This is a genomic window from Acinetobacter sp. YH12218 (genome assembly GCF_013417925.1).
Classification (GTDB): Bacteria; Pseudomonadota; Gammaproteobacteria; order Pseudomonadales; family Moraxellaceae; genus Acinetobacter; species Acinetobacter amyesii.
This window is the reverse complement of record NZ_VPDB01000009.1, coordinates 58,592-70,844: the sequence shown is the minus strand read 5'-3', so window position 1 is coordinate 70,844 and position 12,253 is coordinate 58,592. Positions and strand designations below refer to the sequence as shown.

Here is a 12,253-nt window from a genome sequence, read left to right as displayed (position 1 = left end):
AGCACATGAAAAATTATAAAAAAGGATTGCTGGCGGTCATGGTCCTTGCGGCTATGTCATCTATGGCAGCGACAAGTAACATCATCAAAGTTACGACCTTTGATGATGAAAATGGTGAAAATCTCAATCAATGTTCTTTACGTGAAGCGATTGAAACTGCACGTAAAAACAAATCTTTTGGTGGATGTAATGTCGGTAATCCAAATAATGGGCAGACCGATTATATTCAACTTGAAGCAGGTGAATATCTTCTGACCAAAGGTGAGTTAGTTCCTCTAAATCAGATCGTGATAGAGGGGAAAAGTCGCTTTAACTATGATTCAAAAAATTTACTGACGCAGAAATTTCCTGCCTATGAAGATATTAGAACGACGATTAATGCCCAAGGCAAATCGCGTATTTTTAATACTTCACGCTCAGAAGCCAACTTTATCGTCAATAATGTACGCCTTACTGGCGGGATGGCAGAAGACCGTGGTGGTGCCTTGTATTTAGGGGGAGCATTTACCTTAAATAATGGTGCAATTGAGAACTCTCAGGCCAAAGTTGCTGGCGGTGCGATCTACTCCGTTGCGCATAATATGTCGAAAAAAACATTATTGGTGAGCAGTTTAGTTCAGGGTAACGTCGCACCTAAAGGTAGTGTGGTAGCTATGGACTGTATCGGCAACTTGGGGGATACCCAGCCTGAAATTGTGTTCCAGCAAAGCAGTATTATTCAAAATGGTTCATCGACGAGCAATAGTGTGATGGACTTCTGTGGAAATGCCAAAGTTGAACTGACAGCAAATACGATTGCAAAAAACCAAGCAAATCCAAATACGGGTAGTATTATCCGTGCCATTTCTCAGGGAACGGAACGTTTAAGTGCTTTTTCTAGCTTCGTTTTAACCAGTAATACAATAGTCGAGAACAATGCGGCTAGTACCTATTATTATGATAACAATGGTACAAAGGCTTGGTATTTCAATGTATTGGCCTACAATACTGGTGGTAAATCTTGTCGTTATCTCAATAACGCTGTACCTGATAATAGTCAAAAATTTGTTGCAAGTAATAACGCTTTTGAACTGGCAGCCGCACAATGTGATTTACCCGAAAGTGTGCTGAATAGTACGGAAAGCTTTCTGCAAAACCATGATGTAAGTAGCTATGCTATGGGGACTTTATTAAGCGCCCTACAAACAAAATCTGCTTATAACTTGTATTTACCTTTGTATTACCCGAAAGCAATCGGCAGCGGTTTTGACTTGATCAATCTTGGCTTAGACGGCTGTAGTGATGCGGATCAACGGGGTATTTTGCGGATCACAGATGGTACTTTACAGTTATCACCTACGCAAAGAAACACATGTGATATTGGTTCGGTTGAGTTAATGAATTTAACCGCAGCAGATATGGCAGATATTACCAATGAGTCTTTAACAGCTCTGCAAGATAAGTATCAAAATACAATTGATGCTTTGAAAAAGGATATCGACGATCCAGATTATGCAGAATACAAAGTTGCCAATCAGGATGATTTAACAAAGTACGAAGCGGTATTAAGTGCATTAAAAAATAACCTTAAATATCGTGCGGTTTATTTTGATCCGTTCCCGGCATCATTACCTCAAGAAGAGTCTGTGAATGGTAGTGCTGAAACACGACAAATTGCCTTAAATGCAGACAACTACACCGTGACGACTTCACCAATCGGCATTGGTAGTGAAATTACAGTGTCTAGTACAGGCGAAGCAAGTATTGTGGGTAATCCACCACATGACCTACACTGTGATTGGGATGCGGGAATAAAACAAATCGTTATTTATCGCACTAGTGGGGCAACAACAGCACCTACCGAATACGGTTTTTGTAAATATACGCTAAAACAAAAGACAGGGAGTCAGGCGGAATCCTCTGGTGTGGTCCGTGTGGCATTTAAAAATATGACTCCAGTGGCCAAAGCTGCGCAATATACAATTAGTCCGTCAAATAATTTGTCTGTTACCGTCAATAATTTATTAGAAAATGCCAATGATGATGGTGATGGTCCAGTTGCATCTATGCCAGCGGGCAAATCGGTATGGCATAAAAATGATGAAGGCCAAATTATTCCCATTCGCTTTACGAAAATCCCAGCAGGTTTAAACTTTGAAGCTGAGTATAGTGGCAGTTGCCCAGCAAGTTATTTAAAGGAAACCTGCTACGGTGGCAAGATTACCTTCTCTGTAAAAAATGGCTTTAGTCAGTTTGACTATCCTGTTGAATATAGTGTTGTCGATAGTGATGGCATTGCATCAAGCAATGCAATTCTGACTCTTAAGAATACCGCGAAAAACACCAACTCTTCTTCTAGCGGCGGTGGCTCAATGGGAGTATTTGGACTGTTGGCATTGATTGGTTTAGGTGTGTATCGTCAGCGTCGGTTGAGCAAGTAAGACAATAAAAAAGCCTCGATAAGAGGCTTTTTTATGGCTTAGCTAATGTAATGGATTTGATTTTCACAACATACTGTTGTTTTTAATTAGTGAACGACAGCGATAGGCTGTAAATATTTATTGATATACTCATCGCGAATAGCAGGTCGTTCATCAGGACTAGCTTTTTGCATACGTGTCGCGAGTTCTTTACGTTCTAAAGTACTCATTTTTTGCCATGTTTCGCGCATACGCTGCTTTTCACTGTCCGGAAGTTGGGTGAACCAATCCATGCGCTGTTGCAAGCTGACACGTTGATCTGCAGGAATCTCTTTGAGTGCCTGATACTTTTTAATTAAAGCCTGTTGTTCTGCTTCAGATAGCGAATCCCAAGTTTCATTAACTTGAGTATCTGCATCTTTTGAAAAAATCCAAAAGCGATCAAAGCCAGCAAAACTGGTTTGCAAAAAACTAAAAGCACAGAATGCAATTGCTAATTTTTTAGCTGCCATGTGGAACTTTGTCCTCACCCAGAACCATCAACATTTCAAGATCTTCTACCATTTGAGGGGAGAGCTTAGGGGTTGAAATCACCTGATTTTGTGGTTTGTCATCCAGTACAGTCGCATTCGGTAAAATGACAAAACCTGCAATTGCTGCTGCAAGTGCAAAGCCAGATATTTTCCAGAAACCATAACGTGAAGTTTCGTGCTGATGAATATCTTCAAGCACGTTATTCATGACAGTTGCTTTGTCTTTGTGGTGCTGTGCGAGTCCATCAAGTTTGGAAGTTACTTGCTTTAAGAAATCATCTTGTTTCATTCGGATGATCCTCCCATATGTGGATTCAAATGTGCCAAAGCGGTACGTAAACCTTGAATGGCACGGTGGTAATGTGTTTTCACACTGCCTTCGGAACAATTCATAATTTCTGCAGTTGTATGTGTATCAAAGCCTTCCCAAGCTCGCAACATAAATGCTTGTTGCTGGCGGACTGGAAGTTCTGCGATAGCATCTTGTATTTCCTCTGCAGTGACAGCCTGATCCAGAAAGTCGAAAGGGTTTGGTGTAGATTCATCTACAACATCCTGTATTTCGACATCGTCGTCATCTAGGCTGACTTTTCTAAATAGGGAAAACGGCTGCGAACGACGTGCTTCCTTTCGACGCCAATCTTGCAGCTTGTTATTTAAAATGGTGTAAAACAGGGGATACCATTCCTCTGTGGACTTTTCAGCATAAGCTTTATGTAAGGAAATAAAGGCTTCTTGCACCAAGTCCATGGCAATGCCATGTTGACCGTGCGTTGCACTTTCCATCATTACTAAAGCACGCCCCGTCACTTCATTCATGAAGTTTTTCAGGCGAGACTCAGCCGTGCTTTTTAAAACACTGCTGTCTTGCGTCTCGGACTTTTTGGGTGCTAAATCCATAGAGATGGAAAATCCTGTCATCGGATACCCACCATTATTTCCATATTCATATACAAATAACGATGGAAATAACGGTTAGGTTGACAAAAAGAATTATTATTTTTTCTAGTGTAGTCTATTTTTTTCAGGCTTAAGCGCTAAATACAATAAAATAACGATTTTACTGACGCTGACGTACCATTTCAAAAAAACAGATCGAGCCAGCAATGGCTACGTTTAACGATTCTTGACCACCCGGTTGAGGAATCGCAACGGCTTCGGCATGTTGTAATGCATACTCAGAAACACCTTGACCTTCATTGCCTAAAATCCACACACATTGTTTGCGCAAATTTTTGCTATATAGGTTTTCAGACTGATGTGAGCTTGTTGCATACACTGGAATTTTGAATTTCGTCAAAATATCTTCAAGGGCAATATTTTCAAAGGTATTTAATGAAAAATGTGCGCCCATACCTGCGCGTAATACACGCGGTGACCAGAGTGATGCAGAGCCTTTGGTACAAACGACTTGCTCAATACCCGCTGCGGCAGCAGAACGGAGTAGGGTACCTACATTACCAGGGTCTTGAATGTTGTCTAAAATTAAGGTGTCTTCACTGAAGTTAAGCGCTTCACTTGAACTTGGTAAATCCACAATCGCTAAGCAAGCAATAGATGTTCCAAGTGTACTGATATCTTTGTATAAAGATTCACTTAGAATGAACACCGCACCTTGATATTGTTCCGCAATGCGATCGAAATCAGCATGGTTAATTGCTTGTTCAGTGGTGAAAATCGATTTAATTGGTCGTTTTGCATCTAACCAAGAGAGAACCAAATGGGTGCCTTCTAAAACAGTTTGACCTTGTTTTTTACGGTAGGCATTTTGTTCGATTAAGCCACGGAGGTGCTTAATTTTCGGGTTGTCTTTTGATTCGAGATAAATCAGAGCCATGAGGGAGATATCCACGAAAGTCAGCAAAAATACTGACTTTCGTTATTAGAAATTAATTATGGTATGACGTAACTAGGTCAACTTCGTTTTTAGAACCAATAATCACAGGAACACGTTGATGAAGTTCTGTTGGTTGGATGTCTAGAATGCGGACACGGCCTGTTGTAGAAGCACCGCCAGCTTGTTCCATCAACATACTCATTGGGTTTGCTTCGTACATTAAACGTAGACGACCTGCTTTTTTCGGATCTTTGAAGTCGTATGGGTACATGAAGATACCGCTACGGCAAAGAATACGATGAATATCACCCACCATGCATGCGACCCAACGCATATTGAAGTCTTTTTCACGCGTGCCAGTTTTACCTGCAAGAAGTTCGTCGATATAACGTTTTACAGGTTCTTCCCAGTGACGCTGGTTCGATGCATTAATTGCATATTCTTTAGTATCTGCTGCAACCGCAATCGCATCTTTAGTTAATAAGAATTCTTTGCTTTCTGGATCAAAAGTAAAAAAGACTACGCCAGCACCGACAGTTAGAGCCATCATTGTTGATGGGCCATACAATACATAACCTGCAGCCGCTTGGTTAACACCCGCTTGCATGAAATCTTCAGCTTGCGTTACCGCATTTTTTGCAGGAAGAATTGAGAAAATTGTGCCCACACACATATTGATATCGATGTTGCTTGAACCATCTAATGGGTCAAACAAGACAAGATAATCGCCATTTTCTTGAGCTGGAGTGAATTCATCTAATTCTTCAGAAGCCAAACCACCGACATGTGGATGAATTTTCAATGCATCGATGAGGTAATCATTTGAAATGACATCAAGTTTCTTTTGTTCTTCACCTTGAACGTTTTCGTGTTGCGCGCTACCCAATACACCAGCCAAAGCACCTTTTTGTAATAGAAGGTCAATGTCTTTGCATGTATTACCAATTGTTTCAATAACTTGTGCTAATGCAGGAGTAAGATTACCACTTTGTTGTTGTAGAAATTGGGAAAGGGTGAGATTTGACATAACCGGAAAACTCCAAATATTAATTTATCAAAAATGATAAAAATGTGATTGTGCAACATTTTAGATGAGAACGAAGGAAAAGAAAAATTAAACTAGACTATTTGTCGTGATTTTACCCTTGCAAGTCCTGAATAACATGCTATGTTGAATCTAATGTATAAATCGAAAGACAGGGAGCACAACAATGACCACACAAAAATTTGATGCGACTCCGACTGCAACTGAGGGATTGAATTTAGACGATATTTCTGCGGATACCGTAAAAGCTGCATGGAGCAGTTACGAAGCAAAAGCAGAGTATAAAAAGTTCAATAAACATGACCTCATTGAGTCGATGCAAACAGAAAAAGAAAATGCTGAACATCCAGAAGCAGAAGCGTAATGATTTGGATTGTTAAGCTAATTTTCTAGTTGGTAAAGCTAAGGATCTCGTTTTAAAAGTCGTTCATTTGCATTTTTAATTGGATATTTTCTTAAAGTTCTAAAGCCGCTAATCGAATTTATCCTGAGTTAAAGGGCTAAATTGAGTTAAAGCAAAGAACGCTGCAACAGAACGATGAAAATGAAACGATATAAATTAAATGATACGGGTTAAATCAAAAAAGCACTCATTAATGAGTGCTTTTTTTTAGCTCAGACTTTTTCAAGTCTTATTTAAGTAGCGGAGGTACAGCTTCGTAGTTAATTTCTACGCGGCGGTTTTCTTTCCATGCATTTTCATCATGACCCGCATTGATTGGCATTTCTTTACCATAGCTGACTGCTTCAAGCTGGTTAGGGCTTACACCTGTTGTAATCAGGAAGCTTTCAACAGCTTTTGCACGACGCTCACCAAGCGCCATATTGTATTCACGAGTACCACGTTCATCGGTGTGACCTGTTAATGCCACGCGTGAGTTTGCATTAGCAACAAGGAACTGTGCATGAGCTTGAAGGGTTTGTAAGTCTTCATTGCTTAGCTCGGTACTGTCGTAGTCAAAGTGTACTACGCGCTTCGCTAAAAATGCTTTATTCGCTTCAGTAACACCTTTAGATGATGCACCCGCTAGGTTTTGTGCATTGAGTGCTGCATCTTCACTTAAACCAGAAGTGTTTACAGTGGTTGAGCCATTTGGGTTTTGTCCTGCTTGTACGTCTGCTGCAGGTTTACGGCTGGCACAACCAGTCATTACTAATGCTGTAGCTAAAACAGGTAGCGCAATCAGTTTCATTGCTTTCATATTGATCTCCATGACGGTTATTTATGATGTTTCATTAAAAAGTTATTGTTGAATAAATCATGCAGTGTTTATTTCGGTGCCCAAGCTGGCTCACGAACTTCACCTTGTTCACTTGGTAAGTTCATGCGGAAACGGCCATCTAAAGACATGATCGAGAGCAAACCACGGTTTGCTTCACGGGTTGCATACACCACCATTTGACCATTTGGTGAGAAGCTTGGGGATTCATCTAAACTTGTTGGTGTTAAAATATTGGTTACACCAGAACCAATGTCTTGAACCGCAACTTTATAGTTACTACCGCTAGGACGATGTACCAAAGCTAATTTTTTACCGTCCGCACTTAAAGTACCACGTGCATTGAAAGCGCCACGGAAAGTCAAACGTTTTACACTTTCAGCACTTAAGTTGTAGGTGTAAATTTGTGGAGAGCCACCACGGTCAGAGGTAAAAATAAATGATTTACCGTCAGGGGCATAACGTGCTTCTGTATCAATCGCTGTGTCATTGGTCATGCGTTTTAATTGGCGAGTCTGTAAATCCATTTGATAGATTTCAGGATTGCCATGCATCGATGCGGTAAATAACATTGATTTGCCATCAGGTGAGAAGCTTGGTGCACCATTCAGGCCACGGAAACTTGCTACTTTTTCACGGTTACCACTTGCTAAATCTTGGATGTAAATCGCAGGGCGTTTGGTTTCAAATGAAACATAGGCTAGCTTTTTCGCATCAGGCGTCCATGCAGGGGACAAGATTGGATCACGTGAAGTCAAAATGGTACGGGGTTGTTCACCATCCGTATCTGCAATTTGTAGGGTATAGCGCTGATCTGGTGTTGCTGCATTACGCAATACATAGGCAATACGGCCGCTGAAGTCACCTGGAATGCCAGTTAAAGCTTGATAGATTGCATCACTGATCATATGCGCTGCTTGACGATAACGTGAAGCAGGTACAGTGAGTAGTTCATTTAACAGGTATTGTTTTTTTTCAACATCATACAGTTGGTAGTGAATTTCATAAGAGCCATCAGCCGTTGTTTTTGATGTGCCTGTCACGACATAGGGTACGCCCGCAGCTTTCCATGCTTCTGCATTAGGTGAATTTATTGTTGCAGTTGCAGGTAAGTTTTTAGAGGCACTGGTAAATTTACCTGAGCGGTTCAAGTCATTTTCAACCACTGGATAAATATTTGAGTCATTACTAAAAGGCACGATCGCAATTTTAGGTGCTTCTTCAGGAGCTTTAGTGATTTCGAGGTGAAGCTGCGCATGCGTTTGAGTCACTAAAACTGGGCTCAAAGCAGTGAATACGGCTAAGCAAAGAAGATGTTTACGCGTCATTTCCATCATTCGCTAATTACTCTAAAAATGTGAGTTATTGTCTGTATTTGGTTGTGTCACATAATGGCATGATTTTGAATTATTAAAAGCACAACATTATGATTAATCTGTTATTCGTCTGTGAATTAGTGAATAAATATTTTTCTAAGATGATGACATTTTATTTAAAAAATACAATCTTTCACTTTACGGATAACCTTATTTAGATAGAAAGGGCATAGAGATAATGCGAGATTCAAGTCGAGCATCTTGATTTTCTGGTAAATCAAAAGGGGCTGAGCTAAGGATGGCTTTTTCAATACTCTTTTTAAATGCACGATTTGGCGCACCAAGAATCACTATCGATTGAATTGAACCAAATGATGTCAGTGTAATTCGAGCATTGGCTTTTTGCCCAGTTGAATCTGCTGGAGCTTGCCAGTTGCTAAGGATAGTTTGCTGTATTATTTTCTTTGTATTAGATGCAATTTTTTTTGCTTCAGCTTTTTTAGCCGCATCTGCTTCAGCTTGCCGTTTCGCTTCAGCAATTTTATGTTCTAGTTGAAGCTTATCTTGTTCAGAATATGACTTCGTCTTAGCCGCTGTTGCGTTCGAGGAACGCTCTGCTATTTTCTCAGGTTGAATCTTGTCAGCCGTTTGAATGCTGGTAGGGGTTGCAAAGGTTAATGATGAGCCTGCGATTACAGAAAATAGAAACGAAAATTTAAAGAAATGCATCATTTTAGCTTAATCCAATTGGAAGATTAGAGATTTTGATCAATAGAAAAATCCCCGCAATCAATGCAAGGATTTATCAAACTTAATTTGAAGATCTAAATGTAGAGGTAAAACTTTGTGCTTCACGTCTAGCATCTGGGTCGCTAGGCATCGGATATGGTGCAGCATCGCGAACGGCAGTTTCAATACTGGCTTTCAAATCTGGATCGCTAGAATTGATAATAATAGAATGTACACGTCCATTGTCTGCGAGATTAACACGTACAGATGCCGATTTTCCTGTAGAACCTTTGGGAACTTGCCAAGCACGGCGAATTTTATCTGCAAAATCTTTTTTTGCTGTGAGAGCAATTTTTTTGGCTTCAGCTTTTTTCTTTGCAGCCTCATCATTTGAATTTTTTGCCATGGCTGTAGGCGGAAATTGTACTTCTTGTAAAGCTTGCTCAGGTTGATTTGTTTTAGCATTATCCTTCAGCAAAGCTTTAAATTGTTCGGATGATATATTTTCAGGCGTTGCCGAAGAGGGGATATAAATTGACCGACTTTGAGCAATTGTTTGGCTGCAAATAAGTAAGAGTGTAGAAAATAAAAAAAGTGGTTTCATCTTTTATGATTCTTTATAGAAGTAAATGAAAAATCCCCACAAGGTTTGCAGGGATTTAAAAATTAACGTGATGACTTGAAGGTGGACGTAAAACTTTGAGCTTCACGTTTTGCATCTGGGTCACTCGGCATTGGGTATGGTGCAGCAGCTCGAACAGCAGCCTCAATACTGGCTTTCATATCAGGATCACTAGAGTTCACAATCACTGACCGAACTGAACCACTTTCCGTAAGGGTAACGCGAGCAGTCGCCGTTTTACCCGCAGAGTCAGAAGGTGTGTCCCATGCACGACGGATTTTATTTTCAAAATCTTTCTTTGCAGTAGATGCAATCTTCTTCGCTTCAGCCTTTTTCTGTGCGGCTTCTTCAGCTGCTTTTTTAGCTGATGAAGCTTTGGCTTCTTCGGCTGCACGTTCGCGTGCTTCGGCATCGGCTTTAGCCTTTGCATCTGCCTTGGCTTTTGCATCGGCATCTGCTTTACGTTTTGCAGCTTCCGCATTGACTTTAGCTTTTGCATCGGCGTCTGCTTTACGTTTTGCAGCTTCCGCATTGGCTTTAGCTTTTGCATCGGCGTCTGCTTTACGTTTTGCAGCTTCTGCATTGGCCTTAGCTTTTGCATCAGCATCTGCTTTACGTTTTGCAGCTTCTGCATTGGCCTTGGCTTTCGCATCAGCATCTGCTTTACGTTTTGCAGCTTCCGCATTGGCTTTAGCTTTCGCGTCTGCATCTGCTTTACGTTTTGCAGCATCCGCATTGGCCTTGGCTTTTGCATCTGCATTGGCTTTTGCCGTTGCTGCAGCTTTGGCTTTGTCAGCTTCTGCTTTTCTTAAAGCATCGGCACGGATTTTTTCAGCCTTGGCTTTAGCATCAGCATCTGCTTTACGTTTTGCTGCGTCAGCATTGGCTTTCGCCGTAGCATCTGCTTTTGCCTTGGCCGCATCCGCTTGGGCTTCTTGTTGTGCTTTTAGTTTTGCAGCTTCAGCCGCTTTAGCTTGTTCTTGAGCACGTTTTGCATTGTCCGCAGCTTTTTGTTCAGCAAGCTGCTGTGCTTTTGCCGCAGCGAGTGCCTGTTGAGCAGCAATCTGTGGATCTGCCTTAGGTGGTTCTGCTGGCTTAGGTGGTGCAGCCGTTGGAATCTCGGGTGCTGGTTCAACGCTAGGTTCTGCTGTTTGCGTGATTTGTTCAGCTACATTTTCATGCGCGGTTTCATCAAACTCAGTGACTTCACGTGTTACAGGTTTTAAATCTTTTGGTTTTACCAAAACAGTGGTTATTTTTTTAGGGGGCTCAGGTGGTTTACTCATGCCAAGATAAAGTAAGCCAACCACAGCGACGATATGCACACCTAGTGTGAAACCAATCGCAACGGCTTTTTGTTTAAAAGGCGGCTTGTTGAAATCTTTCATAAATTATTTTAATGGCTCAGTCAGTAAACCTACTTGTGTTAAACCTGCATCTTGAAGGGCAGACATGAGTTTCATGACTTCACCATAAGGACGAGATTCACTGCCGTTAATCAGGACACTCATTTGCTTTTTCTGTTCGTTCGCTTCATTTTGTGAAGCAGTTAAAACAGATTTTAGTTCATCAAGTGTGAGTACATCATTCTGATGATTTTTATCTTCGAGTTTGATCGTTCCATCCGCCTCAAGTGTAACAATCGCAGGGCGATCTTCCGCTTGCATAGGCGTGCCATTTGCCTGTGGTAAATCGACTTTGACACCTGTGGTGATCATAGGTGCCGTGACCATGAAAATCACCAAAAGAACTAACATGACATCAATATAAGGTACGACGTTCATGTCACTTTTTAATGGTTTTTTGATGCGCTCAAAGCGTCCAGAACGTTGAATAGCCATTAGTCATTGTCCTGAGTTGAACCTACAGACTGGCGTTGTAATAACGCAACCATTTCTTCGGCAAAAAGCGCACGATCGTTATAAACGGCTTCACCTTTGGCTGTGAAATGGTTAAATGCAAGTACAGCAGGAATTGCCGCAAAAAGACCAATGGCCGTTGCAATCAATGCTTCTGCAATACCCGGAGCAACCGTAGCAAGGGTGACTTGGTCAATATCTGCCAAACCAATAAAAGCGTTCATAATGCCCCAAACGGTACCGAATAAACCAACATAGGGTGCAACCGATCCAATACTCGCAAGCGCGCCTAAACCATTTTCTAAATGTCCTTGGTCACGGCTTAAACCCACACGAAGAATACGTTCTGTACCTTCAATGGATTGTTCTGCGCTGGCATTACGCTTTTTAAGTTTGAAAAACTCGCCTAAACCTTGATAGAAAACATCTTCAAGGCCAACACGTTTCGAGTTGAGCTGAGCATTGTTGTATAAAGTGTTGAGTTCGGCGCCAGACCAAAAGATTTTTTGGAAATGTTCATCATCGGCCTGCGCTTTTTTATAACTCATGTGTAACTTGGCAATCAGATACCAACTGAATAACGAAGCTAAGAGCAGCAGGAGCATTACCAGTTGTACGACAGGACTTGCTTGTAAGATGAGGTCTGAAACTTTAAGTGTTGATTCTAGTTGAGTTGCCATAGTTACTACATGT

General features: G+C 41.2%; 13 protein-coding genes and 1 pseudogene. 2 read left to right on the top strand and 12 right to left on the bottom strand.

Going from position 1 to position 12,253, the window contains the following annotated elements; genetic code table 11:
- The first annotated feature begins 5 nt into the window (after window positions 1-5).
- Window positions 6-2,420, top strand: coding sequence for a CSLREA domain-containing protein (locus FTV03_RS04480; protein ID WP_180040177.1), 2,415 nt, complete (start codon window positions 6-8; stop codon window positions 2,418-2,420).
- An 86-nt stretch (window positions 2,421-2,506) separates the two neighbouring features.
- Here FTV03_RS04480 and FTV03_RS04475 read toward each other — a convergent pair whose 3' ends face one another.
- The 5 genes from FTV03_RS04475 to FTV03_RS04455 form a co-directional block, all read right to left on the bottom strand.
- The gene (locus FTV03_RS04475) at window positions 2,507-2,911 is read right to left on the bottom strand and encodes a DUF3106 domain-containing protein (RefSeq protein ID WP_078190378.1); all 405 of its coding nucleotides are present in this window, start codon (window positions 2,909-2,911) and stop codon (window positions 2,507-2,509) included.
- Window positions 2,901-3,221, bottom strand: coding sequence for a hypothetical protein (locus tag FTV03_RS04470; protein ID WP_180040175.1), 321 nt, complete (start codon window positions 3,219-3,221; stop codon window positions 2,901-2,903). The genes FTV03_RS04475 and FTV03_RS04470 overlap by 11 nt, the downstream gene beginning before the upstream one ends.
- Complete coding sequence (locus FTV03_RS04465; RefSeq protein ID WP_111883945.1) at window positions 3,218-3,832, bottom strand: RNA polymerase sigma factor; 615 nt, start codon at window positions 3,830-3,832, stop codon at window positions 3,218-3,220. Before FTV03_RS04465 ends, FTV03_RS04470 begins: the two co-directional genes overlap by 4 nt.
- Window positions 3,833-3,992: 160 nt before the next feature.
- Entirely contained in the window at window positions 3,993-4,769 is a 777-nt protein-coding gene (locus FTV03_RS04460; RefSeq protein ID WP_180040173.1) for an RNA methyltransferase, read from the bottom strand.
- 52 nt (window positions 4,770-4,821) lie between these two features.
- Window positions 4,822-5,796: a class 1 fructose-bisphosphatase gene (locus FTV03_RS04455; protein WP_180040171.1), complete on the bottom strand. Its 975-nt coding sequence runs from the start codon at window positions 5,794-5,796 to the stop codon at window positions 4,822-4,824.
- 184 nt (window positions 5,797-5,980) lie between these two features.
- On the opposite strand from FTV03_RS04455, the gene FTV03_RS04450 reads away from it, so the two are divergent.
- The gene (locus FTV03_RS04450; protein ID WP_078190373.1) at window positions 5,981-6,178 is read left to right on the top strand and encodes an NF038105 family protein; all 198 of its coding nucleotides are present in this window, start codon (window positions 5,981-5,983) and stop codon (window positions 6,176-6,178) included.
- Between the two features lie 268 nt (window positions 6,179-6,446).
- Here the strand turns inward: FTV03_RS04450 and pal are convergent, their stop codons facing one another.
- The 7 genes and pseudogenes from pal to tolQ all read right to left on the bottom strand — a co-directional run bounded on the left by pal (window position 6,447) and on the right by tolQ (window position 12,240).
- Window positions 6,447-7,016 (bottom strand): peptidoglycan-associated lipoprotein Pal, encoded by a 570-nt coding sequence (pal, locus tag FTV03_RS04445; RefSeq protein WP_168378062.1) that lies wholly within the window; start codon window positions 7,014-7,016, stop codon window positions 6,447-6,449.
- Window positions 7,017-7,084: 68 nt separating this feature from the next.
- On the bottom strand, window positions 7,085-8,368 hold the full coding sequence (tolB, locus tag FTV03_RS04440) for a Tol-Pal system beta propeller repeat protein TolB (RefSeq protein WP_171319182.1): 1,284 nt from the start codon (window positions 8,366-8,368) through the stop codon (window positions 7,085-7,087).
- Between the two features lie 192 nt (window positions 8,369-8,560).
- Window positions 8,561-9,082: a TonB C-terminal domain-containing protein gene (locus tag FTV03_RS04435; protein ID WP_257220674.1), complete on the bottom strand. Its 522-nt coding sequence runs from the start codon at window positions 9,080-9,082 to the stop codon at window positions 8,561-8,563.
- 79 nt (window positions 9,083-9,161) lie between these two features.
- A pseudogene (locus FTV03_RS17905) lies at window positions 9,162-9,482 on the bottom strand (cell envelope integrity protein TolA); the annotation flags it as partial.
- 263 nt (window positions 9,483-9,745) lie between these two features.
- On the bottom strand, window positions 9,746-11,089 hold the full coding sequence (tolA, locus tag FTV03_RS04425) for a cell envelope integrity protein TolA (RefSeq protein ID WP_180040168.1): 1,344 nt from the start codon (window positions 11,087-11,089) through the stop codon (window positions 9,746-9,748).
- Between the two features lie 3 nt (window positions 11,090-11,092).
- Window positions 11,093-11,542, bottom strand: coding sequence for a protein TolR (gene tolR, locus FTV03_RS04420; RefSeq protein ID WP_078190369.1), 450 nt, complete (start codon window positions 11,540-11,542; stop codon window positions 11,093-11,095).
- Complete coding sequence (gene tolQ / locus FTV03_RS04415; protein ID WP_180007610.1) at window positions 11,542-12,240, bottom strand: protein TolQ; 699 nt, start codon at window positions 12,238-12,240, stop codon at window positions 11,542-11,544. Before tolQ ends, tolR begins: the two co-directional genes overlap by 1 nt.
- Window positions 12,241-12,253 lie beyond the last annotated feature (13 nt).

Coding starts and splice junctions, on each gene's coding strand:
- FTV03_RS04480 (WP_180040177.1), top strand. CDS start 6: ATGAAAAATTATAAAAAAGGATTGCTGGCGGTCATGGTCCTTGCGGCT.
- FTV03_RS04475 (WP_078190378.1), bottom strand. CDS start 2,911: ATGGCAGCTAAAAAATTAGCAATTGCATTCTGTGCTTTTAGTTTTTTG.
- FTV03_RS04470 (WP_180040175.1), bottom strand. CDS start 3,221: ATGAAACAAGATGATTTCTTAAAGCAAGTAACTTCCAAACTTGATGGA.
- FTV03_RS04465 (WP_111883945.1), bottom strand. CDS start 3,832: ATGGATTTAGCACCCAAAAAGTCCGAGACGCAAGACAGCAGTGTTTTA.
- FTV03_RS04460 (WP_180040173.1), bottom strand. CDS start 4,769: ATGGCTCTGATTTATCTCGAATCAAAAGACAACCCGAAAATTAAGCAC.
- FTV03_RS04455 (WP_180040171.1), bottom strand. CDS start 5,796: ATGTCAAATCTCACCCTTTCCCAATTTCTACAACAACAAAGTGGTAAT.
- FTV03_RS04450 (WP_078190373.1), top strand. CDS start 5,981: ATGACCACACAAAAATTTGATGCGACTCCGACTGCAACTGAGGGATTG.
- pal (WP_168378062.1), bottom strand. CDS start 7,016: ATGAAAGCAATGAAACTGATTGCGCTACCTGTTTTAGCTACAGCATTA.
- tolB (WP_171319182.1), bottom strand. CDS start 8,368: ATGGAAATGACGCGTAAACATCTTCTTTGCTTAGCCGTATTCACTGCT.
- FTV03_RS04435 (WP_257220674.1), bottom strand. CDS start 9,082: ATGATGCATTTCTTTAAATTTTCGTTTCTATTTTCTGTAATCGCAGGC.
- tolA (WP_180040168.1), bottom strand. CDS start 11,089: ATGAAAGATTTCAACAAGCCGCCTTTTAAACAAAAAGCCGTTGCGATT.
- tolR (WP_078190369.1), bottom strand. CDS start 11,542: ATGGCTATTCAACGTTCTGGACGCTTTGAGCGCATCAAAAAACCATTA.
- tolQ (WP_180007610.1), bottom strand. CDS start 12,240: ATGGCAACTCAACTAGAATCAACACTTAAAGTTTCAGACCTCATCTTA.